Here is a 23,103-nt window from a genome sequence, read left to right as displayed (position 1 = left end):
CCAAGGACAGAACGGGATGGACGTCGTAGTCGGCCGTATCGCCAAGGCGCACGGAATCCGCGGGGAACTCGCGGTGGACGTGCGCACGGACTCGCCGGAACAGCGGTTCGCGGTCGGTTCGGCCGTCACGACGAAGCTGCGTGACGGCAGCAGCAGAGACCTCACCATCGCAGCCGCCCGCGAACACAGCGGGCGGCTGCTGGTGCGTTTCGAAGAGGTGCTGACCAGGGACGTCGCGGAGACCCTCCGCGGCGCGCTGCTGATCGCCGACACCTCGGCGCTGCTGCCGACCGAAGACCCCGACGAGTTCTACGACCACGAACTCGAAGGCCTGCGGGCCGAACTCGCCGACGGCACCGTCGTCGGCAAGGTACGCGAAATCGTGCATTCGCCCGCCGGGGAACTGCTGTCGATCGACCACGACGGGCGCGAGGTGCTGGTGCCGTTCGTGAAGGCGATCGTCCCGGCCGTCGACGTCGCCGGCGGCCGCGTGGTCCTCGACCCGCCGGAAGGCCTGCTGGACGCCTGATGCGCCTCGACGTAGTCACGATCTTCCCCGAATACCTCGACCCGCTCCGCGCCGCGTTGCTCGGGCGCGCGATCGACCGCGGCCTCATCGAGGTCGGCGTCCACGACCTGCGGAACTGGACGCACGACGTCCACCGCGCCGTCGACGACGCCCCGTACGGCGGCGGGCCCGGCATGGTGATGAAACCGCAGATCTGGGGCCCCGCCCTGGACGACGTCTGCGGCGAGAACACCCGCCTCGTGGTCCCGACCCCCGCCGGGCGGCCGTTCACCCAGGCCATGGCCCACCAGTACGCCGCGGAAGAGCACCTCGTGTTCGCCTGCGGTCGCTACGAGGGCATCGACCAGCGGGTGATCGACGACGCCGCGCGGCGGATGCCCGTCGACGAGGTCTCAATCGGCGACTACGTCCTGGTCGGCGGCGAGGCCGCGGTCCTGGTGATGGTCGAGGCCGTCGTCCGGCTGCTGCCCGGAGTGCTCGGCAACGCCCGCTCCGCCGAAGAGGACTCGTTCTCCGACGGTCTCCTCGAAGGCCCCAGCTACACCCGGCCGGAGGTCTGGCGCGACCTGGCCGTCCCCGACGTCCTGCGCTCGGGGAACCACGCGCTGATCGACCGCTGGCGCCGCGACCAGGCGCTGGAACGCACCGTACGGCGCAGGCCCGAACTGATCGGCCTGCTGCCGGAGGGTAGTCTCGACAAGCACGATCTCAAGGTCCTCGACCGGTTGGCCGAGGGCAGCGACCAGGCCGGGTCAACCACCTGAGACCTGGTCTGCAATACTTGACAGGTTGGCGTGAGCAGACGCGCGAATTTGTACTCCGGACACTGGCTCGGGTCAAAGCGCGAAGTCGGCCGGAACGCCATCAGCCCCCGGGTAGGTCGCAGTGCCCGACACTGCGCGCCCAAGCTGCACGTAAGCCATACGAAGACGAGGACGGACCACCGATGAACACCCTGGACGCGCTGGACGCGCAGTCACTGCGTTCCGACATCCCGGACTTCCGACCGGGCGACACGCTCAAGGTTCACGTCCGCGTCATCGAGGGCAACCGCGAGCGCAACCAGATCTTCCAGGGCGTCGTGCTGCGTCGCCAGGGCGGCGGCATCCGCGAGACCTTCACGGTCCGCAAGGTGTCGTTCGGCATCGGCGTGGAGCGCACCTTCCCGGTGCACTCGCCGAACATCGCCGAGGTCGAGGTCTTCAAGCGCGGCGACGTCCGCCGGGCGAAGCTGTACTACCTCCGCGAGCTGCGCGGCAAGGCCGCCAAGATCAAGGAACGCCGCGAAAACCGCGAGACGACCTCCGCCAAGTAGGTAGCCACTCGGTTACAGGTAACCTGGCGTCGTGGTCGAACCCGTGTCCCAGAACACCTCCGAAGACGAGCCCGATCGCCCCGAAGAGGAGCGCCCCACCCGGGCCTCCCGCCGGGGCCGGTCCGGTTCCAAGAAATTCGGCAAGGTCAACAAGAAGCGGTCGTTCTGGAAGGAACTGCCGATCCTGATCGTCGTCGCGCTCGTGCTGACGATCTTGATCCAGCAGTTCCTCGCCAAGGTCTACATGATCCCCTCGGGATCGATGGAGACCACTTTGCACGGCTGCTCGGGATGCACGGGCGACCGGATCCTGGTCGATCGGATCACGTACGACTTCACCGATCCCGCCCCGGGCGACGTGGTGGTCTTCAAGGGCCCGCCCGCCTGGGTCGGCGAGATCGACACGCCGGAGTCCAGCAACATCTTCGTCACCGGATTCCGCACGCTGGGTTCCCTGATCGGGTTCGCGCCGCCGGACGAGCGCGACTTCGTCAAGCGGATCATCGCGGTCGGCGGCCAGACGGTCCAGTGCTGCGACAACAACCGCGTCGTCGTCGACGGCAAGGCACTCGACGAGCCGTACGTCCACTGGGAAGAGGGCATGGCCCCCACCGAGCGGACGTTCGAGCCGGTCAAGGTGCCCGCCGGCTACGTCTGGGTGATGGGCGACAACCGCAACAACTCCAGCGACTCCCGTATCCAGGGTGGCGGTGGGGTCAACGGCGCGGTCCCGGTGGACAACATCATCGGCAAGGCACGGGTCATCGTGCTCCCGCCCGGCCGCTGGGGTGGCGTTTCGGACCACAACCCGCAGGCGAACGCTCAGCCGCTGGCGCTCGGCGCCCCGGCTTGGCAGCAGGGGCTCCCGCTGGGAGTCGGTATCGCCGCGGCGTGGCCCGTGCTCTTCCTCGGCAGGCGGATGTCGGCCGGAGTGCGCAAGGCGGTCGACCGGAGGCGGTAAGGCCTTGAGAGTTCCTGTACCGCTCACACCGGCCGAGCCGCTTCGGCCGCCGCGGGCAGTGGTGCGTGGCGACCTCTTCTGGGGTTTGCAGGGTGCGCTGGACCGGCGGGGCCTAGGGCCCGTCGCCGGAGTCGACGAGGCAGGGCGCGGTGCTTGCGCCGGCCCGCTCGTCGTGGCCGCCTGCGTCCTGCGTCCTGGAGACGCCGCCCGCCTGCCCGAGCTCACCGACTCGAAGGTGCTCACGGCCAAGGCCCGCGACCGCGTGTACGACCGGGTCGTCCAGCGTGCCGTCGACTACTCGGTCATCGTCATCCCGGCGGCCGAGGTCGACCTGTTCGGCATCCACGTCATGAACCTCGAAGGCATGCGGCGTGCCGTCTCGGCGCTGCGGAACACGCCCGGGTACGTGCTGACCGACGGATTCCGCGTGTCCGGGCTGCCCGCCCCGAGCGTCCCGGTGATCAAGGGGGACAAGGCCGTCGCCTGCGTGGCGGCTGCTTCGGTGCTGGCGAAGGTCACCCGGGACCGGATCATGGGCGACCTGCACGACGTCCACCCGCATTACGGTTTCGACGTGCACAAGGGGTACAGCACCACCGACCACAGCGCGGCGCTCGACACTCACGGTCCGAGTCCGGTCCATCGCTGGTCGTACGCCAACGTGGCCACGGCGGCCGCCGCGCACCGGGTGCGGCCGCCTCACCCGGTCGTGCTGACCGTCGCGGCGCTGGAAAACCCGAGCGTGCCGATACGTGCCCTCGGCCCGCACGTGGGTAACAATGAACGCTCCGCCGCTGGAACAGCAGCAAAATCGCGAGGAGGGGCGCGGATTTCATGAGCGCAGAGGATCTCGAGAAGTACGAGACCGAGATGGAGCTCTCGCTTTACCGCGAGTATCGCGACATAGTCGGCCAGTTCTCGTACGTGGTGGAGACCGAGCGGCGGTTCTATCTGGCCAACGCCGTCGACGTGCAGGTGCGCGACGGTGGCGGCGAGGTGTACTTCGAGGTCCGCATGTCCGACGCGTGGGTCTGGGACATGTACCGGCCCGCCCGGTTCGTCAAGCACGTCCGGGTCATCACGTTCAAGGACGTCAACGTCGAGGAGCTCGACAAACCGGATCTCCGGCTGCCGGAAGACGGACCGTTCTCCGGCTGATCTTTCCTAAGTACGTGAAGGCCCCCTTCACTGCGTCCAACGCAGTGAAGGGGGCCTTCACGTACTTGCACCGGTCCCCATAGCACAGCCCACCGCCAATTCCGGCCGATGAGCTCCCCTGACGGCCCAACCATCCACAACACCCCGGTTGTCCACAGGCGCCGAAATCGGGCCTGTCCGCCACCCCCTCACCCTGGCAGCGTTGATCACACACGCACCGTGACGATCGCTGAGGGGGATCGAGATGACGAGCATTGCCGAGCGGCCACCCGCCGGGGCACCTCGGATCGAGCTGGGCCGCTGGGGCGAGGACCTCGCGGTCCGGCATCTGGAGAAGAAGGGCTACGTCGTCCTGAGCCGTAACTGGCGTTGCCGTGACGGCGAGCTGGATCTCATCGCGACCGACCGGAAGGTCCTCGTCTTCTGCGAGGTGAAGACGAGGACGGGAGTGGAGTTCGGCACCCCGGCCGAGGCGGTGACACCGGATAAGGCCGATCGCATCCGCCGTCTCGCGTACCAGTGGCAGCGCAAGTTCATGATCCGCTGGTGCCCGGTCCGCTACGACATCGTCGCGATCGTCGCCGCGCCCGATGCCCCGCCCCGGGTGCGGCATATCAAGGCGGCGTTCTGAATGGCGCTGGCGAAGGCCTGGTCCGTCGCGCTGCTCGGCGTCGACGGCAAGGTGATCGAGATCGAGGCCGACATCGGCGGCGGATCGCCGAGGGTGACGATGGTCGGGCTGCCGGACACCGGGCTGAAAGAGGCCAAGGACAGGGTCCGTTCCGCCGTGCGCAATTCCGGGCGGACCTGGCCGGACGAGAGGGTGATCCTCGGCCTGTCGCCGGCGAATCTGCCGAAGGTGGGGTCCGGCTACGACCTGGGGATCGCGGCGGCGGTCCTGGCCGCCACCGGCTCGGTCCCCGCCACGAAGCTGCTGAACACCGTGCTGCTCGGCGAGCTCGCCCTCGACGGCCGGGTACGGCCGGTCCGCGGGGTGCTGCCGGGGCTGCTGGCGGCGCGCAACGCCGGGTACCGACGGGCCGTCGTTCCCGCCGAGTCGCTGTTCGAAGCCGCTCTCGTGGACGGCCTGGAGGTCGGCGGGGTGGCGCGGCTGAGCGAATTCGCGGACTGGCTCAAGGGCGAAGGCGAGCTCACCCGCCCCGAGCCGGGCGTCGTCCAGGAGCCGCCGCGGGTACCCGACCTCGCCGACGTGGTGGGACAGCCGGAAGCGCGATGGGCGCTGGAGGTGGCCGCGGCCGGAGGGCATCACCTGCTCATGACCGGCCCACCCGGGGTGGGCAAAACCCTGCTCGCGAAACGGCTTCCCGGCCTGCTTCCCAGGCTGACCGCCGAAGAGTCGCTGCAGGTGACAGCGGTGCATTCGATCGACGGTTCGCTCTCCCGCACCGAACCGCTGGTCACCGTGCCACCGTTCGTCGCGCCGCATCATTCGATCAGCGTGCCCGCCCTGATCGGTGGCGGAAGCGGCCTGGCGGTCCCCGGCGCGATCAGCCGTGCGCACCGGGGAATCCTGTTCCTCGACGAGGTCTGCGAATTCGGCCCGGAGCGGCTGGAGTCGCTGCGCACGGTGCTCGAAGAGGGCGAAGTGCGGATCGCGAGGGTCAAGGGCGCCGTGCGGTACCCGGCACGGTTCCAGCTGGTGATGGCGACCAACCCCTGCCCTTGCGCCCCGGCGAAGGACGCCGACTGCACATGCTCGTCGACCGTGCGAAGGCGCTACTTGGGCCGGCTGTCCGGGCCACTACTCGATCGGGTGGATCTGCGGGTTCGGCTGCGTCCGCTGTCCGCGCTCAACGCACACCTGAGTGAGCCGCCCGAGGCGTCGGCGCCCGTCCGGGAGCGGGTGCTGGAGGCACGCGAGCGGGCCACGAAACGCTGGGCGGAGCACGGCTGGCTCACGAACGCGGAGGTGCCCGGCCCCGCGCTGCGCCGTGAGTTCGCCCTGCCGTCGCAGGTCACGGCCCTGCTGGACCGCGCGTTGGAAAGGGGCTCGATCACGGCGCGCGGCGCCGACCGCTGCCTTCGCATCGCTTGGACACTCGCCGATTTGAAGGGGGCCGACAAGCCGGAGGCGGATGAGGTCGCGGCGGCTCTGAACTTCCGGGAGAGGTCATCCGGATGAGTGAACTCGAAGCCGAACGTCTCGCGCGGTCGTACCTCCTCCGCGTGGCCGAGCCCCCGGCACCCGCTTTGGCCGGTTTCGTGGACGAAGTCGGCCCGGTCGTCGCCGCGGAACGGGTGCGGCGCGCCGACTGCCCGCCGAAGGTGCGTGACGAGACGGCCGCGCGGCGAGCGCACGACTACGCCGAGCGGGATCTGGAGCGGGCCGCGGCCGACGAGACCAGGCTCGTCATCCCGGAAGACGGCGAATGGCCGGCCTGGCCGTTGCTTTCGCTGGCCGTGGCGCAGCGCAGGGGAGTTTCCGGTGTGGCACCTCCGCTGGCGCTGTGGGTCCGTGGCCCGGCCAGGCTCGACGAGGCCGTCGACCAGGCGATCGCGATCGTCGGTGCCCGCGCGGCGACCGGGTACGGCGAGCACCACGCGGCCGAGCTGGGCTATCACCTCGCGAGCCGCGGGATCCCGGTGTTCTCGGGAGCGGCGTACGGGATCGACGGCGCGGCCCACCGGGGCGCGTTGAGCGCGGACGGGACGACGGTGGCCCTGCTCGGCTGCGGAGCCGATGTCGGATACCCGGCGCAGCACGCGACCTTGTTGCGCAACATCGGAAAGGTCGGCGCGGTGGTCAGCGAGTACCCGCCGGGTACTTCGCCCGCGAGGCATCGGTTCCTCGTCCGGAACAGGCTCATCGCGGCGCTCACGGAAGGGACCGTCGTGGTCGAGGCGGGCAGGCGCAGCGGCGCGCGGAACACCGCGAGTACGGCCGGAGCCCTGGGCAAGGTCGTGATGGCCATGCCCGGGCCGGTCTCGTCGGGGATGTCCGCCGGCTGCCACGCGCTGATCCGCGAAGGCGAGGCCACGCTGGTGACCTCGGTCGACGAGATCCTCGAGACCGCCGGACGCCTCGGCGCGCCGGGCGCGGATCCGTCGAAACCGCGCCGCCGCACCGATCGGCTCGGTCCGGAGGCGCTGCGAGTGCACGACGCGCTGTCCGCACGGTCGGCGAGACCCGAGGAACGGCTGGCGGCCGAGTCGGGCGTCCCGGTCGAGCGCGTCCGCTCGCTGCTTCCCGAACTGGAGCTCGACGGCTTCGCGGAAAGGAGTGACACAGGGTGGCGAAGACGGGCCGCCAAGACCTGACTGGCCTACACCTGAGACGCCATCCCGGCACGATCCGACCACGGACACCACAACAGGGTGCGGCGATACTTGACCATCCGCCGTACATCGCGCAGCGTGATCGGCATGCCGTCGACCGAAGGTGCCCACGGCACGGGGAAACGCGCCCGCAGACCCGATCTGCGCGCCGCCCGTGCCGCGCTGCCGGAGCCTGTCCGGAAGCTGATCGACGACTACGAGCGGCACCTTTCGCTGGAACGCGGGCTGTCCGCGCACACCGTGCGTGCCTACCTCGGCGACATCGTGTCGCTGATGGGTTTCGTGGACGGGAACGGCGGCCGGTTCGAGGATCTCGACATCGGGACCCTGCGTGGCTGGCTCGCCCGGCAACGGGAGGAGGGGGCCAGCCGCACGACACTGGCGAGGCGCGCCGCGGCGGCACGCACCTTCACCGCGTGGGCCCACCGGGGCGGGGCGCTCGCCTCGGATCCGGGCGGCCGGCTGGTGGCGCCCCGCGCGCACCGCAAGCTCCCCGGGGTCCTCCGCGCGGAGCAGGCGAGCGACGTCATGCGCTTCTCAGCCGCCGGTGCCGAACAGCGCGACCCGGTGGCTTTGAGGGACAGTGCCATCGTGGAACTGCTCTATGCGACCGGCGTGCGGGTCTCGGAACTGTGCGGGCTGGATGTGGGCGACGTCGATTTCTCCCGCCGGGTCGTGCTCGTGCTGGGCAAGGGCGGCAAGGAACGTGTCGTGCCGTTCGGTGTCCCCGCCGAAACTGCCTTGCGGGCCTGGCTGGACGAGGGCAGGGGAAAGCTCGCCGTCGAAACGAAGGAGCCCGGGAAAGTGGCGCTCTTCCTGGGGGCACGTGGAGGCAGGCTCGATCCGCGGACGGCCCGGCGGATCGTCCACGACGCCGTCGGTTCGGTGCCGGGCGCGAACGACATGGGCCCGCACGGCCTGAGGCATTCCGCGGCCACCCATCTGCTCGAAGGCGGCGCTGATCTTCGAAGCGTTCAGGAACTGCTTGGTCACGCTACGCTGGCTACCACGCAGCTCTACACTCATGTGACCGTCGATCGGCTGAAGGCGATCCACGACCGCGCGCACCCCCGGGCCCGATGATGCCGGGGAGGACTCGGCAGGTGACCCGGCGGCCCGCACCGGCGGCGCACGCGCATCCGCACGAGCACGGAGACCACGCTGAGCCGCATGCTGAGAACGGCGGTCCGATGACCGCCGACCCACATGTCACCGAAGCCGCCGGGAAACATCGTCCCGGCGGGGACGGTCCTGCCGTCGCACCCGAAGCACGGACCGGCTATGAGGTGGACGCCGGGATCCAGGCGCTGTGGCGGGAGTTCACCGAGTCGCCGGACCAGGTCGTGCGCGACCGGCTCGTGCTGCACTACGCCCCGCTCGTCAAGTACGTCGCCGGCCGGGTCGGCACCGGGCTGCCGACCCACGTCGACGTCGGTGACCTGATCCAGTCCGGGATCTTCGGCCTGGTCGACGCGATCGAGAAGTTCGAACCCGCCAGGGGCCTGCGGTTCGAGACCTACGCCATGCAGCGCATCCGGGGCGCGATCCTCGACGACCTCCGTTCCCAGGACTGGGTCCCCCGGGCGGTCCGCAGCAAGGCCCGCGAGGCCGAGCGCGCCCTGGAACGCCTCGGCGCCCGGCTGAACCGCACGCCGACCGACGCCGAACTCGCGGCCGAGCTCGAAATCAGCGTCGACGACCTGCGCGAGTTCTACGGGCAGATGCAGCTGACCAGTGTCATCGCGCTCGAAGACCTCGTCGCCGCGGGCAAGGACAGCGGCTCGCTGGTCGACACCCTGCCCGACGACGGCGCCGTCGACCCGGTGGCCGTCCTGGTCGACCAAGACAACCGCCGCCAGCTGGCGCAGGCCATCGCACAGCTCACCGAACGCGACCGGATCGTCGTCGGTCTCTACTACTTCGAGAGCCTGACGCTCGCCGAGATCGGCAAGGTCCTCGGCGTCACCGAGTCACGGGTCAGCCAGCTGCACACCCGTGCCGTCATGCGGCTGCGCGCCAAGCTGGTCGAGCAGGCCTAGCCCCCAGGCGCGGCGGCGAGTTCCGCCTCCGATCACGTGTGTTCGCTCCCCAATCACGCATGTGCGCTGTTCGATCACGCGTGTCGTCCATCAGGACACGCAGATCACGGCACCTTGCGTTGCGGAAGGGCCAGGCGCCGGACGCTGCTAGGCCACTCGAGCAGTTCCGCACCGGCCACTCAGTCTCCTTCCCACGGTTTGAGCCGGATCTCGGACGGTTCGCCGATCAACGCGAGCGGATCGACGTACTCCTCGCCCCGCCGGACGCCGAAATGCAGGCACGCCGGATCCGGGCAGCCAGGGTGGCCCGCCGCGAGCGTCCCGAGCACTTGCCCCCGATAGACCTGATCACCCGCGGTGACCGTCGGGGCGAGCGGTTGGTAGGTCGTGCGGAGCCCTCCGTCGTGGTCGATCGACACCACGCCGCGGCCCGCCACCTGCCCGGCGAACATCACCACGCCTTCGGCGGCCGCGAGCACGTTCGTGCCCGGTGCGGCGGCGAGGTCGACGCCCCGATGACCGGGGCCGTACGGAGTCGAAGGCGGCTCGAAGTACCTGGTGACGCTCGGTGCCGGCGAGAGCGGCCAGGAGAGGCGCCCTTGCGGCGAGGGCGCGCCTCTGGCCGTGCCCGGCATCGCCGCCGACGCGAAGATCGCGAGCAAGGTCGCGAGGATCGCGAGGCGGGGGAGGCGCCGAGGGCGCCCGGGGCGGCGGTGCCTCCCGCCGGTGCGGTCGAGAGCGAAGGAGTGCCTGGTGACAGGGCGGGAACAGGTCGTCATGGTCATGTGTTCCAGGCTGGGGGACCGGCGTGGCGTGCGGGGCGCGCCGGGGGAATCTGTGGATAACCGAGGCGGTTGTGGACAACCCCTCTCATCAGGGGCTGCCGGTGCGGTACCCGGTGGCGACAGGGAGTAGACTCTTTTGCGCGGTCCGCGGCAGCGGACTGACTTCGCGTGCACGTGCGCGCTCCCGATGGCCGATCTCCTCACGGAGGGTCAGGACAGGCGGGGGCACACGGCCCGGCGGTCCTTGAGGTCACTTCGCCACAGGGTCCGGGCCCGAGCATCGGCACCAGGGCGATCGGCCACCCGGCCGAGAGCGACGAACCGAGCAAGCGCGTTCCGGCGGAGCCGGGCGCGCACGACACAGAAGAGGTTGATTCCGGCAATGGCCGTCGTCACCATGAAGCAGCTGCTCGACAGCGGCGTGCACTTCGGGCACCAGACCCGTCGGTGGAACCCGAAGATGAAGCGCTACATCTTCACCGAGCGCAACGGCATCTACATCATCGACCTGCAGCAGACGCTGACGTACATCGACCGTGCGTACGAGTTCATCAAGGAAACCGTCGCGCACGGCGGCACCATCATGTTCGTCGGCACGAAGAAGCAGGCTCAGGAAGCCATCGCCTCCGAGGCCTCGCGCGTGGGCATGCCCTACGTGAACCAGCGCTGGCTCGGCGGCATGCTGACCAACTTCCAGACGGTGCACAAGCGTCTCCTCCGCTTGAAGGAGCTCGAGTCGCAGGAGCAGACCGGTGGTTTCGCCGGCCTGACCAAGCGCGAGATCCTCACGCTCACCCGTGAGAAGGACAAGCTCGAGAAGACCCTCGGCGGTATCCGCGACATGGCCAAGGTGCCGAGCATCGTGTGGATCGTCGACACGAAGAAGGAGCACATCGCCGTCGGCGAGGCTCGCAAGCTGAACATCCCGGTCGTCGCGATCCTGGACACCAACTGCGACCCGGACGAGGTCGACTACCCGATCCCGGGTAACGACGACGCGATCCGTTCGGCTGCGCTGCTGACCAAGGTCGTGGCCGAGGCCGCCGCCGCCGGTCTGATGGCCCGCTCCAGCCGCAACGGTTCCTCCGCCGACGCCAAGCCCGAGGCCGGCGTCGCCACGGACGAGCCGCTGGCCGAGTGGGAGAAGGAGCTGCTGGCCGGCTCCGAGACCGCCGCCGCGGACGCCAAGGAAGCCGCCGCGGCGACCGACGCGGCCACCGAGGCCCCGGCCGAGCAGGCCACCGCCTCCTCCTGATCCACCCGCTCGTGGGGCCGCCTCCGGGCGGCCCCACGAGTGAATTCCCCAAAAGACTTTCTCGTACCTGAAAAAGGACGGACACACCCACGATGGCGAACTACACCGCCGCAGACGTGAAGCGTCTCCGGGAGCTCACCGGCTCCGGCATGATGAACTGCAAGAAGGCGCTGGAGGAGAACGACGGCGACTTCGACAAGGCCGTCGAGTTCCTGCGCATCAAGGGCGCCAAGGACGTCGGCAAGCGCGCCGAGCGCGCCACCGCCGAGGGCCTCGTCGCCGGTGACGGCGGCGTGCTGATCGAGCTCGACTCCGAGACCGACTTCGTCGCGAAGAACGAGGACTTCCAGGCCCTCGCCGCGAAGATCGTCGAGGTCGCGAAGGCCGAGAAGACCAGCGACGTCGAGAAGCTGAAGGCCGCCTCGCTCGACGGCAAGACCGTCGAGGAGCAGGTCCAGGAGCTGGCCGCCCGCATCGGTGAGAAGCTCGAGCTGCGCCGTGTCGCCGCTTACGAGGGCACCACCACCACGTACCTGCACCGTCGCGGTGCCGACCTCCCGCCCGCCGTCGGCGTGCTCATCGAGTACACCGGTGAGGGCGAGGAGGCCGCCGAGGCCGCTCGTGGCGCCGCCATGCAGGTCGCCGCGCTCAAGGCGAAGTACCTCACCCGTGACGAGGTCCCGGCCGAGGTCGTCGAGAACGAGCGTCGCGTCGCCGAGGCGACCGCCCGCGAAGAGGGCAAGCCGGAGCAGGCCATGCCCAAGATCATCGAGGGCAAGGTCAACGCCTACTACAAGGACAACGTCCTGCTCGAGCAGCCGTCGGTCAAGGACAACAAGAAGACCGTCAAGGCCCTGCTCGACGAGGCCGGCGTGACCGTGAGCCGGTTCGCCCGGTTCGAGGTCGGCCAGGCCTGATCCAGGCGCGGAACACAAGAATCACCACTGTGCCCCGTCTCCGTCCATCGGGGACGGGGCACAGTCGGGTTTCAGAGCATTAGGGAGGGCGACATGGGTGTCCGGGTCGAAGGCGGATACCGGCGGGTGCTGCTGAAACTGGGCGGCGAGATGTTCGGCGGCGGTTCCATCGGGGTTGATCCGGATGTGGTGCACTCGGTCGCCCAGCAGATCGCCGACGTCGCGCGGACGGGCGTGCAGATCGCCGTCGTGATCGGTGGCGGCAACTACTTCCGCGGCGCGGAACTGTCGCAGCGCGGCATGGACCGCGACCGCGCGGACTACATGGCGATGCTCGGCACCGTCATGAACTGCCTGGCGCTGCAGGACTTCCTGGAGAAGGAGGGCCTGCCCACCCGGGTGCAGACCGCCATCACCATGGGACAGGTCGCCGAGCCGTACATCCCGCGCCGTGCCGAGCGTCATCTGGAGAAGGGCCGCGTCGTCATCTTCGGCGCCGGGGTCGGCATGCCGTACTTCTCGACGGACACCGCCGCCGCGCAGCGCGCGCTCGAACTCGGCTGCGAAGCCGTCTTGATGGCGAAGGCCGTCGACGGCGTCTACACCGCGGACCCGAAGAGCGACCCGACCGCTGAGATGTTCCACGAGATCAGCCACCGCGAGGTGCTGGAACGGGACCTCAAGGTCGCCGACGCCACCGCGTTCAGCCTGTGCATGGACAACAACATGCCGATCATCGTGTTCAATCTGCTCACCGAGGGGAACATCGCCCGTGCGGTCAGCGGCGAACGGATCGGCACCCTGGTCGACACCCCCGCCGACGGGGTGTCCGCGTAGTCCTGCTCTGATCTCCGTAATCGGTACGCATACACAACAACGGGAGTTGCCGTGATCGACGAGACCCTCCTCGACGCCGAGGAGAAGATGGAAAAAGCGGTGTCCGTCGCCAAGGAGGACCTGTCGTCGGTACGCACCGGCCGGGCCCACCCCGGGATGTTCTCGCGCATTGTCGTCGAGTACTACGGCGCGCCGACCCCGCTGAACCAGATGGCGAGCGTCAACGTGCCGGAGGCCCGGATGGCGTTGATCAAGCCCTACGACCAGACGCAGCTGAACGCCATCGAGAAGGCGATCCGCGAGTCCGACCTCGGCGTGAACCCGAGCAACGACGGCAACGTGATCCGCATCGTCATCCCGCAGCTCACCGAAGAGCGCCGCAAGGAGATGGTGAAGGTCGCCAAGTCCAAGGGCGAGGACGCCCGCGTCTCGATCCGCAGCGTCCGCCGTAAGGCCAAGGAAGAACTCGACCGCATCAAGAAGGACGGCGAGGCGGGCGAGGACGAGGTCGTCCACGCCGAGAAGGAACTCCAGAACCTCACCGACACCTACACCCACAAGGTGGACGAGCTGGTGAAACACAAGGAAGCCGAGCTACTCGAGGTCTGATGAGCCAGGTGAGCGAGGAACGCGAGGACCGGGTGGAGAACCCGGAACCGGTTCCGGCCGAGAAGCCGGAACCGGCGAAGAAGGTTTCCCGCGCCGGCCGTAACCTGCCCGCCGCGATCGGGGTCGGGCTGCTGCTGGGCGCGGCGATCGTCACGTCCCTGCTCACCGTGCGCTTTCTGTTCATCGGCATCATCGCGATCGCCATCGCGGTCGGCACGATCGAGCTGGCCGGGGCACTGAAGCGCGCGGCGGGTATCCGGATCGCGCTGGTCCCGGTGCTCGTCGGCGGTCAGGCGATGATCTGGCTCGCGTGGCCGTACGGCCGCGAAGGCGCGTTGACGGCGTTCGTGCTGACGGTGCTCGTCTGCCTGCTGTGGCGGCTGCCCGGCGGCGCGGACGGGTATCTGCGCGACATCAGCGCGTCGGTCTTCGCCGCCGCGTACATCCCGCTTTTCGGTGCTTTCGCCGCCATGCTCGTCCCGCCGGAGGACGGCGTCGGCCGGGTGCTGGCGTTCATGATCGGTGTCGTCGCCTCGGACACCGGTGGCTACATCGCCGGTGTGCTGGGCGGCAAGCATCCGATGGCGCCCACCATCAGCCCGAAGAAGACCTGGGAAGGTTTCGCCGGCTCGCTCGTGGCCGGTGTGGTCGCCGGCGCGCTGACCCTGAGCCTTCTGCTCGACGGCCACGCCTGGCAGGGTGTGCTCTTCGGTGCGGCGATCGTCTGCACGGCGACCCTGGGTGATCTCGTCGAGTCGCTGATCAAACGCGACCTCGGGGTCAAGGACATGGGGAACATGCTGCCGGGGCACGGCGGCTTGATGGACCGGCTCGACTCCTTGCTTCCGTCGGCCGTCGTCTCATGGTTGCTGCTCTCGGCGTTCGTTCCCGTTTAGCCGAACCCGTGTGACAAGCCCGGAATGCTGGGCCAAGGTCGGAATATGCGAACTCGACGGATGAGTAAGCGAATTCTGGCCATGGCACTGAGCGTGGTGACGCTCGGCGCCCTGACGACGACCGTGGCGGAGGCGGGCGAAAGCCCGGTCGTCCGCACGGATTCCGGTCCCGTGCGTGGTGTGAGCGCCGACGGATACCGGAGTTTCCAAGGCATTCCGTTCGCCGCGCCCCCGGTCGGCGACCTGCGCTGGTCGCCGCCGCGGAAACCCGCACCGTGGTCCGCCGTACGGGACGCGAGCAGACCGGGGCCTCGATGCGCCCAGGGTGCGGGGCTCGGTTCTCCGCCGAGCGAGGCCGAGGATTGCCTGTATCTCAACGTGATCAGCCCGGCCAAGACGGCGCGCAAGCCGCGTCCGGTGCTGGTCTGGGTGCACGGTGGCAGCTTCACCTCCGGGGCGGGCAGCGACTACGACTTCAAGCGCATGGCCCTCGGCGGGGACGTCGTCGTGGTGACCGTGAACTACCGGCTGGGAGTCTTCGGCTTCTTCGGGCATCCGGAGCTGGGACGCGACTCCGGCGTCTTCGGTCTTCAAGACCAGCAGGCCGCGCTTCGCTGGGTGCAGCGCAACGCGCGCGCCTTCGGCGGAGATCCGCGGAATGTCACGCTGTTCGGTGAATCCGCCGGTGCGATGAGCACCTGCGCCCAGCTGACCTCGCCGTCGGCGGCGGGGCTGTTCCACCGCGCGATCATCCAGAGCGGTCCGTGCACCCTGACCTGGCCCGACGGCGGGTTCTTCCCCGGCGTGCCCGCGGGTTCGCCGTACCTGCCCCGCGCTGACGTCGAGGCGATGGGTGCCGAAGCGACGAAGAAGCTCGGCTGCGCCGACGTCGCCTGTCTCCGGCGGCTCCCGGCCAAGGATCTGGTGAGCCAGCCGTTCTCGACGCCCGCGTTCGGCACCGGCCTGCTGCCGGAGCATCCGGCCGAGGCGCTGAAGGCGGGGCATTTCGCCCGCGTGCCGGTGCTGACCGGGGTCACCAGGGACGAGGCGAGGCTCTTCGTCGCCTTGTTCCCCGGCCATCCGTTCACCGAGGAGCACTACCGGGGACTGCTGCGCACGGCGTTCGGGGAGAAGGCGCCGCTCGTCGAGGCCCGGTATCCATCGGCGAAGCACGGCGGCCCGGCGATGGCGTTCGCGGACGCGATGACCGATCGGATCTGGGGTTGCCCGCAGGTGGGGACAGAGCGGTTGCTGCGTCAGCGCACGCGGACCTTCGGTTACGAGTTCGCCGATCGGGCCGCTCCGCCGCTCGTTCCCGCGCCACCGGGCATGAATCCCGGCGCCGCCCACGGAAGCGAATTGGCTTATTTGTCTGATTTACCCGGCTTTCCGGCGAAATTGACGCCCGCGCAGCAGGAACTGGCGGGGCAAATGATCCGGTATTGGACCGCGTTCGCGCGCACCGGTGATCCGAACGGCGAGGAACTGCCGAAGTGGCGTTCCTCGCCGCGGACGCAGTCGCTGGCGCCGGGTGCGATCGGCCCGGTCGATCTCGGGGCCGTGCACGACTGCGGTTTCTGGGCCGGCCTCTGACCGAAGAGCCGGGGCGGCCTCGTCGCCCCGGCTCAGTCGTCGTACGGATCGTCGACTTCGGCGGTGCCCCAGCCTTCGACGGCCCTGGAGTGGTCGATCACCGCGAAGACGGAACCGTCCGGGTCGGCGAGGATCGCCATCCGGCCGTACGGGGTGTCGTAGGGCTGGACCACGACGGCGCCGCCGAGCATCAGGGCCTGTCCGGCCGCGGCGTCCGCGCCACGAGCCGGGTCGAGGGCGAGGTAGACCATCCAGTGCGGGGGAGTGTCCGGCCGGTACTCCGAGCCCATCACGTACCGGTACAGCACCGGTTCGTGCTCGATGAGCCATTCGGCGTAGTCGAGCGAAGCGCCGTCGCCGATCTGGTGGCTGGTGTAGTTGAAAAGGCGGCAGTAGAAGTGATCCGCCGCCGCGCCGTCGTGCGTGTTGAGGTCCGCGCCGCTGAAGGTGTTCGGCACCCCCGTCGCGAACTCCCAGGTGGCGGGCGGCTCCCAGAAGACGACATGCGCGCCGCACGCGTCGATGGCGTGCACGATGTTGCCGCGATGGGGGATCGCCATCGGTCCGAGCGTGACCCGGCCACCGAGACTGTCCACCCACTCCGCGGCGGCGGCCGCCTGCTGCACCGAGATGTGGACGCTCCAGCCGGACGGCCCCTCCGCGCCCGCGCGGTACAGACCACCGGTCGGGACGCCGTTCAGTGTCGCGATCGAGTACCGGCCGGTCGGCGTCGCCGGATCACGCTGAACGGTGAACTCCCAGTCGAAAAGCCCGCCGTAGAAGGCTTGTGCGGCCGCTTCGTCTCTGCACGCGAGCTCGATCCAGCACGGGATTCCCGAAGGTATGACGGAAGTGTGGGCGGCCGAGCCAAGCGACATGCGGTTCTCCCTTACCGGTGGGAGTAAAGTCTAGTCGCTGACCGCATTGTTTCCGTTAAAGATTTCGACCCGGATACCCCGGAACCCGGCCCGGTGTCCCTTCGTTGGAGCTTCCGTGCGCTGGTTTCCCCGAGCCCTCTCCTCCGCCCGCCGCGGCGGCGAGGAGGTGCTGCCGAGTCCGAACATCTGGTACTACCAGAAGGCCTACGAGGTCGAGAACCGCGCGCAGGACGTCGAAGACGAGATCTGGCGCGTGCTCGCCGAGTCTCGCGATTGGTCTGGGGCGGACGTCCTCGACATCGGCTGCGGTGACGGTTTCCACCTGCCGCGGTTCGCCGCGACGGCGCGGTCGGTGGTCGGCGTCGAGCCCCATGAGCCGCTCGTCCGCGACGCGCGGAATCGGGTGGCGCGGCTGGCGAACGTCGAGGTGCGGCAAGGCCGTGCGCAGCGGCTTCCCCTGCCGGACGCGGCTTTCGACGTCGTCCACGCACGCACCGCGTACTTCTTCGGCCCCGGTTGTGAACCCGGTCTTCGCGAAGCGGAGCGGGTGTTGCGCCCGGGCGGGCTGATGATGATCGTGGATCTCGATGTGACGAGTGAGCCCTACGGCCGCTGGATGCGCCTGGATCTCCCGCACTACGACCCGCCTGGCGTCGAGAAGTTCTTCGCCCGTCAGGGATTCGACTGCCGCAAGGTGATGACGCGGTGGCTGTTCGAAGACGCCGCCGCGATGGAAGCGGTGCTGAAGATCGAGTTCAGCGCTCCGGTCGCGGCGAAGGCGATCGCGGAGGTCCGGCGGCTCAACGAGGTTTCGTCAAGTGCCGGGGAGGAGCGGGTGACGCTGCCGGTGGGCTATCGCGTGCATACGCGCACCAAGCCCACCGGCCTCGTCGTGCCGGATCACTCCGTGTCCTCGGCCTCGCCGAGGATGCCGTAGATCGTCCGCCGTGCCTCGTTGAGCACGTCGACGGTGCGGGCCTGCTGGCTTTCGCTGCCGGCGTGCATGACCTGCGCGACCGCCGCGGCCAGGGTGGCGCCCGCCTTGCGCAGGTTCACCTCGACCGGGTCGACGTCGTGGGCGATCTGCTCCCAGGGCGGGACGGCGTCCTGCTGTTCGGCCGCGGTACGGCCGGATTCGGTGAGCTCGAACAGTTTCTTGCCGTTCTCGTCCTTGCTGATCACCAGGCCTTCGTCGGCCAGCATCTGCAGGGTCGGGTAGACCGAGCCGGGGCTCGGCTTCCAGAAGCCGCCGCTGCGCTCGCCGATCTCGCGGATGATCTCGTAGCCGTGCCTCGGCTGCTCGGAAAGCAGCGCCAGGATCGCGGCGCGGACGTCACCGCGTTTGCCGCGCCGTCCGCCGGGGCCGCCGCGACGGCCGTGCCGGTGGCCCGGTCCGCCCGGACCCGGCGGGAAGTCGCCGAAGCCGCCGCGAGCCCAAGGTCCGAAGGCGGGCCGGCCGTGTTCTGGAGGGAAAGGTCGTCGTCGCATGATGTGAATCCTCTCTTCGTAATGTTCCGACTCGTTCACGATATATCGGAAACGGTCGGACGACAACTCCTTTCGTGTGAGTTGGGTCTCAGTGGCTTGTGCTGTCGTGATCTGGGGAACAGGGATCCGGGGCGGCTCGGGTGTGGGAAAGGTGGACGTGGGACACTGGGTGAGCTATGACTGCCCTCCCTCTCGTCTTCGACGCGCCCAAGCGCGGCCTCCCGCCGCGCCATCTCGCCGATCTCACCGCCGCCGAGCGGGCCGCGGCCGTCGCCGAGCTGGGCGAGAAGCCGTTCCGCGCGAAACAGCTTTCGAACCACTACTTCTCGCGGCTCACGGTGAACCCGGAGGAGATGACCGACATCCCGGCGGCGTCGCGGGAGAAGCTCGTCGGCGATCTGATGCCGACGCTGCTCACCGAGATCAAGGCGCTCGCCTGCGACGACGGGACCACCCGCAAGACCTTGTGGCGCGCGCACGACGGGACGCTGCTGGAGAGCGTGCTGATGCGCTACCCGGACCGCGCGACCCTGTGCATCTCGAGCCAGGCGGGCTGCGGCATGGCGTGCCCCTTCTGTGCGACCGGGCAGGGCGGCCTCGACCGGAACCTGTCGACCGCGGAGATCGTCGACCAGGTCCGCTCCGCCGCCGCCGTGATGCGCGACGGGCTGATGCCCGGCGGCCCCGGCCGTCTGTCGAACATCGTCTTCATGGGTATGGGCGAGCCGCTCGCGAACTACAAGCGGGTGGTGGCGGCGGTCCGGCGGATCACCGATCCCTCGCCGGAGGGGCTCGGGATCGGTCAGCGCTCGGTGACCGTGTCGACGGTGGGGCTCGCGCCGGCGATCCGGAAGCTGGCGGACGAGAAGATGCAGGTGCGCCTGGCGGTTTCGCTGCACACGCCGGACGACGAACTGCGGGACACGCTGGTGCCGGTGAACGAGCGCTGGTCGGTGGACGAGGTCCTGTCCGCCGCTCGGTACTACGCGGACACCTCTGGTCGCCGGGTGTCGATCGAGTACGCGCTGATCCGGGACGTCAACGATCAGCCTTGGCGTGCCGAGCTGCTGGCGAAGCGGCTTCGGCAGCACTTGGGCCAACTGGTGCACGTGAACGTGATCCCGCTGAACCCGACGCCGGGAAGCAAGTGGGATGCCTCGCCGAAGCCGGTGGAGCGGGAATTCGTCCGGCTGGTGAACGCGGGCGGTGTGGCGTGCACGGTGCGTGACACGCGTGGTCAGGAGATCGCGGCGGCGTGCGGACAGCTCGCCGCCGAGAACTGAGTTCTTCCTTTCAGTGATGGAGATTTTGTCGTGATGTATGCCCCCAGCCTGCTGGATCCGGCTGCGGAGGAGCTGAAGCTCGCGGACGTGCTCGGCCATGGTGCGACCGGTGTCGCGCGCGAGGCCAGGACGCTGCTCGGTGAGCGGTTCAGCTCGGTGACCTTCATGTACGTCCTGATGCGGGCGTTCGAGGTGGAGTACACCGCGGCGCGGGACGCTTCGCGGTGGCACGAGTTCCACGGCGGACCGTACGCGCTCTCGGACGCCGACCTCGAAGCCCTGCTGGCGCCCTGGCTCGGGACGCCGGCCGCGTCGATCACCGCATAGGCGGGATCGACGCGACCGTCCTTTGTGGATGGTCAGTGCGGAGTCGGCCGGTAGACGAGTTCCTGGATACGCCCGTCGAAAGTCCGGCTCTCGAGCAGTTCGAGGTCGAAGTCGGCCGCACCCAGGAAGATCGGGCCTGCCCCGGTCTTCCCGGTGATCACCGGGAAGACCGTCACCTGGACGCGATCCACCAGACCGGCGGCCATCAGCGTCCGGTTCATCGACAGGCTGCCGTGCGAGCGCAGCGGCACTTCGGACTCCTCCTTGAGCCGGGCGACGACGTCGACCGCGTCCCCGCTCACGACGGTCGCGTCCGGCCAGTCGAGCGGCTCCCGCAGCGTGGTCGAGACGACCGTCGCCGGCAGGTGCTTCAGCCGGGAGACCCACGGATCCAGCGCCTCGACGTCCGGGACCTCCGCGTTGAGCATCTCCAGGTTCGTCCGGAACGTGGTGGCGCCGAAGACCATCCGCTGCTCTTCGGAGTACAGGGCGAGGCGGTGTTCGAGGAATTCGGGGCCCTGCTTGCCCCAGTAGCCGCCCCAATCGCCGGTGTGGGAGCCGAAGCCGTCGAGGCTGGAAAAGACGTCGAACGTGTAGGTCGCGGTCATGATGCTCCTTCGGTGAGTTCGTCTCTCACCTTGGCTACGAACGCGGCCGGCGCGGATAGACATCGACGGCGGAAAATCTTCACAGGACGGCGAAATGGCAGGATGCGGGCATGTATTGCCTGCAAGCCGTCATCGTCACCGAGCCCGCGCGGAGCCGGTTGCTCGATGCGTTCGAAGGCGCAAGGCTCGTGTCGCTCGGGCAGAACCTGTCGCTGATGCCGGTGACCGAGACGCGGTTCGACACCGGGCCGCTCGCCGCGTGCTCCGCGCACGGAGCCGTGGCGTACGTCGAAGCCGAATACTTCGGTGGCGCCGGGACGCAGTCCGCGCAGGTGTGGGAGCGCGGCGAGACCGTCCTCGGCCCGCTGCACGTCGACGAAGACGAACCCGACCCGGCCGATGGCAGCCCGATCTCCCAGGCGCTTCGGCGGCTGGGCGTGCTCAAGGGTGACCACTTCGACGAGTTCGACGCCGTCGGGCTCGGCAGACATCGCTACACCGACGACTGGCTGTCCGCTTAGGCGTCCTTCGCGCTGGGCCGGACGGACCAGTCACACGGCGGTCTTCATCGTCGGCGGCGACACTCGATGAAGACTCGAAGGAGGTGGACCGGATGTCCGCGACCAAGGCGAGACAGGTGCGCCACAACAAGGCCGTCCAGGTGTTCGGACGGATCGGCATGGGCTGCTACGGCCTGGTGTATCTGCTCATCGGGTACTTGGCGGTGCGCGTCGCCGTCGGCGGTGGCGGCCAGGAGGCCGACGGACGCGGCGCGATCGCCGAAGTCGGTTCGACGCCGGTGGGCGGGGTGCTGTTGTGGGTACTGGCGGCAGGGCTGGTGGCCTACGGCCTGTGGCAGGGGTTGCTGGCCGCGGTCGGCTACACCTGGATCGACAAGCAGCGCACTCGCACCGTCAAGCGGGTGACGTCCGGAGTGCGGTGCCTGGTGGGGATCTCGCTGGGCGTGTACGCGGCCAAGGTCGCCTTGGGGGCGGGGGAACAGGGCAGTGGCGACCAGAAGCAGCAGGAGTTCACCGCGTGGCTGCTCGGGTTGCCGGCCGGCCCGTTCCTGGTGACCGTGGTGGCCGTCATCGTCTTCGGCGTCGCGGTGGGCTCGGCGGTGAAGGGGATACGCCGGACCTTCGAGCAGGATCTCGACCTCGCGAAGCTCCCGTCGGGGACTCGGCGATGGGTAGAGCGGCTGGGCAGGATCGGTTACGTGGCAAGGGGTTTCGTCTTCGGCGTGGTCGCGGTGCTGGTCGGGTACGCGGCGCTGACGCACGATCCGTCCCGGTCCGGCGGGCTCGACGCCGCCCTGCGGACCTTGGCCGCCCAGCCGTTCGGCACGGTGCTGCTCATCGTGGTGGCGATCGGGGTCGCGGCCTTCGGTGTGTACTGCGTCGGGGCGGCACGAGCGCAGCGTGGGTGAGCGCCGTCAGGCGGGTTTGTCGAGTCTCACTTCGAGACACCGGGTTCAGAGCGTGGACGCGGCGCGGTAGTCCCTCGGCGAGGTGCCGAGAAGCCGGGTGAACATCGTCGAGAACGCGGCGGGGCTCTCGTAGCCGAGCGAGGCGGCGATCGCGGCGATGGGCAGGCCGTCCGACAGCAGTGACAGGGAATGCAGGACGCAGGCCCGCTGCCGCCAGCGGGCGAACCCCATCCCGGTCTCCGCGGTGAAGAGCCGGTTCAACGTCCGCTCGCTCACGTGCAGCCGTTTCGCCCAGGCGCCGGCCGGATCGTGGATATCCGGAGCGTCCAAAAAGGACTCGCACAGGGCGCGCAGCCGTTCGTGCCTCGGTAGCGGAAGGTCGAGCGGGACCGGGGCGGAACGGCGGATCTCGTGCAGGGTCAGGCCGATGACCGCGGCGTCCCTTCCGCGAGGGGTGTACAGCTCCGGCACGCCGACGGCCTCGTTCAGGAGTTCACGGAGCAACGCGGACACTTCGACGACCTGGCAGCGGCGCGGGAACCACGGCACCGCCTTCGGCTCGATGTACAGGCTCCGGGTGCTCACGTTCGTCGTGAACACCTGATGGACGGTCTCCGGCGGGACGAGCACCGCGCGCCGGGTCGGGATGGTCCACGTGCCGTCGGCCGTTTCGACCCGCATCGATCCGGTCGCGCTGTAGAGGAACTGTGCCCGCCGGTGCCGATGCGGGAGGATCCGGTGCCCCGGTGGGTAATCGGTGCGGATCGCCACCACCGCGCGGTCGAGGTGGTCGACCTCGTCGATGGGGATGTCACGCACCTCACCGAGGCTACGCCGGCTGTCCGATCCGCGAAAGAAACTGGCGCCCTTTCGAATGCCCGCCGTGCCGGTCAGGCCTA

27 protein-coding genes are annotated in these 23,103 nt (G+C 69.2%); 22 read left to right on the top strand and 5 right to left on the bottom strand.

What is annotated here, in order from left to right; translation table 11 throughout:
- Positions 1-16: 16 nt before the first annotated feature.
- The 11 genes from rimM (at position 17) to AORI_RS70560 (ending at position 9,299) form a co-directional block, all read left to right on the top strand.
- Positions 17-529, top strand: a complete 513-nt coding sequence (gene rimM / locus AORI_RS70610; protein ID WP_016336232.1) for a ribosome maturation factor RimM — start codon at positions 17-19, stop codon at positions 527-529.
- The gene (gene trmD / locus AORI_RS70605) at positions 529-1,293 is read left to right on the top strand and encodes a tRNA (guanosine(37)-N1)-methyltransferase TrmD (RefSeq protein WP_016336231.1); all 765 of its coding nucleotides are present in this window, start codon (positions 529-531) and stop codon (positions 1,291-1,293) included. The genes rimM and trmD overlap by 1 nt, the downstream gene beginning before the upstream one ends.
- 182 nt (positions 1,294-1,475) lie before the next feature.
- Positions 1,476-1,844, top strand: coding sequence for a 50S ribosomal protein L19 (gene rplS, locus AORI_RS70600; protein ID WP_005154717.1), 369 nt, complete (start codon positions 1,476-1,478; stop codon positions 1,842-1,844).
- Between the two features lie 31 nt (positions 1,845-1,875).
- Positions 1,876-2,805: a signal peptidase I gene (gene lepB, locus AORI_RS70595; protein WP_016336230.1), complete on the top strand. Its 930-nt coding sequence runs from the start codon at positions 1,876-1,878 to the stop codon at positions 2,803-2,805.
- Between the two features lie 58 nt (positions 2,806-2,863).
- Positions 2,864-3,643, top strand: a complete 780-nt coding sequence (locus AORI_RS70590) for a ribonuclease HII (protein ID WP_043848300.1) — start codon at positions 2,864-2,866, stop codon at positions 3,641-3,643.
- Complete coding sequence (locus AORI_RS70585) at positions 3,640-3,963, top strand: DUF2469 domain-containing protein (protein WP_003096226.1); 324 nt, start codon at positions 3,640-3,642, stop codon at positions 3,961-3,963. Before AORI_RS70590 ends, AORI_RS70585 begins: the two co-directional genes overlap by 4 nt.
- A 244-nt stretch (positions 3,964-4,207) precedes the next feature.
- Positions 4,208-4,594, top strand: a complete 387-nt coding sequence (locus AORI_RS70580) for a YraN family protein (protein ID WP_016336228.1) — start codon at positions 4,208-4,210, stop codon at positions 4,592-4,594.
- Positions 4,595-6,106: a YifB family Mg chelatase-like AAA ATPase gene (locus tag AORI_RS70575; RefSeq protein WP_016336227.1), complete on the top strand. Its 1,512-nt coding sequence runs from the start codon at positions 4,595-4,597 to the stop codon at positions 6,104-6,106.
- A complete protein-coding gene (gene dprA, locus AORI_RS70570) occupies positions 6,103-7,242 on the top strand; it encodes a DNA-processing protein DprA (protein WP_016336226.1) in 1,140 nt (379 codons plus the stop codon). The genes AORI_RS70575 and dprA overlap by 4 nt, the downstream gene beginning before the upstream one ends.
- Before the next feature lie 105 nt (positions 7,243-7,347).
- Positions 7,348-8,343: a tyrosine recombinase XerC gene (locus AORI_RS70565; RefSeq protein WP_046200027.1), complete on the top strand. Its 996-nt coding sequence runs from the start codon at positions 7,348-7,350 to the stop codon at positions 8,341-8,343.
- A 20-nt stretch (positions 8,344-8,363) separates the two neighbouring features.
- Positions 8,364-9,299, top strand: coding sequence for a FliA/WhiG family RNA polymerase sigma factor (locus AORI_RS70560; protein WP_016336224.1), 936 nt, complete (start codon positions 8,364-8,366; stop codon positions 9,297-9,299).
- Positions 9,300-9,478: 179 nt separating this feature from the next.
- Here the strand turns inward: AORI_RS70560 and AORI_RS70555 are convergent, their stop codons facing one another.
- Positions 9,479-10,084 carry a murein hydrolase activator EnvC family protein gene (locus AORI_RS70555; protein ID WP_016336223.1) on the bottom strand — a complete coding sequence of 202 codons (606 nt, stop codon included), beginning with the start codon at positions 10,082-10,084 and terminating at the stop codon, positions 9,479-9,481.
- 382 nt (positions 10,085-10,466) lie between these two features.
- On the opposite strand from AORI_RS70555, the gene rpsB reads away from it, so the two are divergent.
- From rpsB to AORI_RS70525, 6 genes are all read left to right on the top strand, one after another.
- Positions 10,467-11,339: a 30S ribosomal protein S2 gene (gene rpsB / locus AORI_RS70550; RefSeq protein WP_016336222.1), complete on the top strand. Its 873-nt coding sequence runs from the start codon at positions 10,467-10,469 to the stop codon at positions 11,337-11,339.
- A 92-nt stretch (positions 11,340-11,431) separates the two neighbouring features.
- Positions 11,432-12,256, top strand: a complete 825-nt coding sequence (gene tsf, locus AORI_RS70545) for a translation elongation factor Ts (RefSeq protein WP_016336221.1) — start codon at positions 11,432-11,434, stop codon at positions 12,254-12,256.
- Between the two features lie 93 nt (positions 12,257-12,349).
- On the top strand, positions 12,350-13,093 hold the full coding sequence (gene pyrH, locus AORI_RS70540) for a UMP kinase (RefSeq protein ID WP_016336220.1): 744 nt from the start codon (positions 12,350-12,352) through the stop codon (positions 13,091-13,093).
- A 51-nt stretch (positions 13,094-13,144) separates the two neighbouring features.
- On the top strand, positions 13,145-13,702 hold the full coding sequence (frr, locus tag AORI_RS70535) for a ribosome recycling factor (RefSeq protein ID WP_016336219.1): 558 nt from the start codon (positions 13,145-13,147) through the stop codon (positions 13,700-13,702).
- A complete protein-coding gene (locus AORI_RS70530) occupies positions 13,702-14,598 on the top strand; it encodes a phosphatidate cytidylyltransferase (protein ID WP_016336218.1) in 897 nt (298 codons plus the stop codon). The genes frr and AORI_RS70530 overlap by 1 nt, the downstream gene beginning before the upstream one ends.
- Positions 14,599-14,679: 81 nt before the next feature.
- Positions 14,680-16,191 carry a carboxylesterase/lipase family protein gene (locus AORI_RS70525; protein WP_016336217.1) on the top strand — a complete coding sequence of 504 codons (1,512 nt, stop codon included), beginning with the start codon at positions 14,680-14,682 and terminating at the stop codon, positions 16,189-16,191.
- Between the two features lie 32 nt (positions 16,192-16,223).
- On the opposite strand, the gene AORI_RS70520 is transcribed toward AORI_RS70525, so the two are convergent.
- A complete protein-coding gene (locus AORI_RS70520; RefSeq protein WP_016336216.1) occupies positions 16,224-17,069 on the bottom strand; it encodes a VOC family protein in 846 nt (281 codons plus the stop codon).
- A gap of 115 nt (positions 17,070-17,184) precedes the next feature.
- On the opposite strand from AORI_RS70520, the gene AORI_RS70515 reads away from it, so the two are divergent.
- Positions 17,185-18,006, top strand: a complete 822-nt coding sequence (locus AORI_RS70515; protein WP_016336215.1) for a class I SAM-dependent methyltransferase — start codon at positions 17,185-17,187, stop codon at positions 18,004-18,006.
- Here AORI_RS70515 and AORI_RS70510 read toward each other — a convergent pair.
- Positions 17,970-18,557, bottom strand: coding sequence for a PadR family transcriptional regulator (locus AORI_RS70510; RefSeq protein WP_043849088.1), 588 nt, complete (start codon positions 18,555-18,557; stop codon positions 17,970-17,972). The genes AORI_RS70515 and AORI_RS70510 overlap by 37 nt on opposite strands.
- A gap of 176 nt (positions 18,558-18,733) precedes the next feature.
- Here AORI_RS70510 and rlmN point away from each other — a divergent pair, with 176 nt between their 5' ends.
- Both rlmN and AORI_RS70500 read left to right on the top strand, forming a co-directional pair.
- The gene (gene rlmN, locus AORI_RS70505) at positions 18,734-19,840 is read left to right on the top strand and encodes a dual-specificity RNA methyltransferase RlmN (RefSeq protein ID WP_016336213.1); all 1,107 of its coding nucleotides are present in this window, start codon (positions 18,734-18,736) and stop codon (positions 19,838-19,840) included.
- Between the two features lie 33 nt (positions 19,841-19,873).
- Positions 19,874-20,167: a hypothetical protein gene (locus AORI_RS70500; RefSeq protein ID WP_046199848.1), complete on the top strand. Its 294-nt coding sequence runs from the start codon at positions 19,874-19,876 to the stop codon at positions 20,165-20,167.
- 32 nt (positions 20,168-20,199) lie between these two features.
- Here AORI_RS70500 and AORI_RS70495 read toward each other — a convergent pair whose 3' ends face one another.
- The gene (locus tag AORI_RS70495) at positions 20,200-20,775 is read right to left on the bottom strand and encodes a dihydrofolate reductase family protein (RefSeq protein ID WP_016336211.1); all 576 of its coding nucleotides are present in this window, start codon (positions 20,773-20,775) and stop codon (positions 20,200-20,202) included.
- Positions 20,776-20,885: 110 nt separating this feature from the next.
- Between AORI_RS70495 and AORI_RS70490 the strand changes: the two genes are divergently transcribed.
- Both AORI_RS70490 and AORI_RS70485 read left to right on the top strand, forming a co-directional pair.
- Positions 20,886-21,296: a hypothetical protein gene (locus AORI_RS70490; protein WP_016336210.1), complete on the top strand. Its 411-nt coding sequence runs from the start codon at positions 20,886-20,888 to the stop codon at positions 21,294-21,296.
- Between the two features lie 92 nt (positions 21,297-21,388).
- Positions 21,389-22,204 (top strand): DUF1206 domain-containing protein, encoded by an 816-nt coding sequence (locus AORI_RS70485; protein ID WP_016336209.1) that lies wholly within the window; start codon positions 21,389-21,391, stop codon positions 22,202-22,204.
- A gap of 45 nt (positions 22,205-22,249) precedes the next feature.
- On the opposite strand, the gene AORI_RS70480 is transcribed toward AORI_RS70485, so the two are convergent.
- Positions 22,250-23,023: an AraC family transcriptional regulator gene (locus AORI_RS70480; RefSeq protein WP_016336208.1), complete on the bottom strand. Its 774-nt coding sequence runs from the start codon at positions 23,021-23,023 to the stop codon at positions 22,250-22,252.
- Positions 23,024-23,103 lie beyond the last annotated feature (80 nt).

It is taken from the genome of Amycolatopsis keratiniphila, assembly GCF_000400635.2.
Lineage (GTDB): Bacteria > Actinomycetota > Actinomycetes > Mycobacteriales > Pseudonocardiaceae > Amycolatopsis > Amycolatopsis keratiniphila.
Note: the sequence above shows the minus strand (reverse complement) of the source record. Positions and strands in the feature narration are given on the sequence as shown.

Excerpts from the sequence above, each read along its gene's own strand:
- rplS (WP_005154717.1), top strand. The coding sequence starts at position 1,476 with ATGAACACCCTGGACGCGCTGGACGCGCAGTCACTGCGTTCCGACATC.
- tsf (WP_016336221.1), top strand. The coding sequence starts at position 11,432 with ATGGCGAACTACACCGCCGCAGACGTGAAGCGTCTCCGGGAGCTCACC.
- AORI_RS70485 (WP_016336209.1), top strand. The coding sequence starts at position 21,389 with ATGTCCGCGACCAAGGCGAGACAGGTGCGCCACAACAAGGCCGTCCAG.
- rpsB (WP_016336222.1), top strand. The coding sequence starts at position 10,467 with ATGGCCGTCGTCACCATGAAGCAGCTGCTCGACAGCGGCGTGCACTTC.
- AORI_RS70520 (WP_016336216.1), bottom strand. The coding sequence starts at position 17,069 with ATGTCGCTTGGCTCGGCCGCCCACACTTCCGTCATACCTTCGGGAATC.
- pyrH (WP_016336220.1), top strand. The coding sequence starts at position 12,350 with ATGGGTGTCCGGGTCGAAGGCGGATACCGGCGGGTGCTGCTGAAACTG.
- AORI_RS70530 (WP_016336218.1), top strand. The coding sequence starts at position 13,702 with ATGAGCCAGGTGAGCGAGGAACGCGAGGACCGGGTGGAGAACCCGGAA.
- AORI_RS70495 (WP_016336211.1), bottom strand. The coding sequence starts at position 20,775 with ATGACCGCGACCTACACGTTCGACGTCTTTTCCAGCCTCGACGGCTTC.
- AORI_RS70565 (WP_046200027.1), top strand. The coding sequence starts at position 7,348 with ATGCCGTCGACCGAAGGTGCCCACGGCACGGGGAAACGCGCCCGCAGA.
- AORI_RS70575 (WP_016336227.1), top strand. The coding sequence starts at position 4,595 with ATGGCGCTGGCGAAGGCCTGGTCCGTCGCGCTGCTCGGCGTCGACGGC.
- dprA (WP_016336226.1), top strand. The coding sequence starts at position 6,103 with ATGAGTGAACTCGAAGCCGAACGTCTCGCGCGGTCGTACCTCCTCCGC.
- AORI_RS70500 (WP_046199848.1), top strand. The coding sequence starts at position 19,874 with ATGTATGCCCCCAGCCTGCTGGATCCGGCTGCGGAGGAGCTGAAGCTC.
- rimM (WP_016336232.1), top strand. The coding sequence starts at position 17 with ATGGACGTCGTAGTCGGCCGTATCGCCAAGGCGCACGGAATCCGCGGG.
- AORI_RS70490 (WP_016336210.1), top strand. The coding sequence starts at position 20,886 with ATGTATTGCCTGCAAGCCGTCATCGTCACCGAGCCCGCGCGGAGCCGG.
- AORI_RS70555 (WP_016336223.1), bottom strand. The coding sequence starts at position 10,084 with ATGACCATGACGACCTGTTCCCGCCCTGTCACCAGGCACTCCTTCGCT.
- AORI_RS70585 (WP_003096226.1), top strand. The coding sequence starts at position 3,640 with ATGAGCGCAGAGGATCTCGAGAAGTACGAGACCGAGATGGAGCTCTCG.
- rlmN (WP_016336213.1), top strand. The coding sequence starts at position 18,734 with ATGACTGCCCTCCCTCTCGTCTTCGACGCGCCCAAGCGCGGCCTCCCG.
- AORI_RS70525 (WP_016336217.1), top strand. The coding sequence starts at position 14,680 with ATGGCACTGAGCGTGGTGACGCTCGGCGCCCTGACGACGACCGTGGCG.
- AORI_RS70580 (WP_016336228.1), top strand. The coding sequence starts at position 4,208 with ATGACGAGCATTGCCGAGCGGCCACCCGCCGGGGCACCTCGGATCGAG.
- trmD (WP_016336231.1), top strand. The coding sequence starts at position 529 with ATGCGCCTCGACGTAGTCACGATCTTCCCCGAATACCTCGACCCGCTC.
- AORI_RS70510 (WP_043849088.1), bottom strand. The coding sequence starts at position 18,557 with ATGCGACGACGACCTTTCCCTCCAGAACACGGCCGGCCCGCCTTCGGA.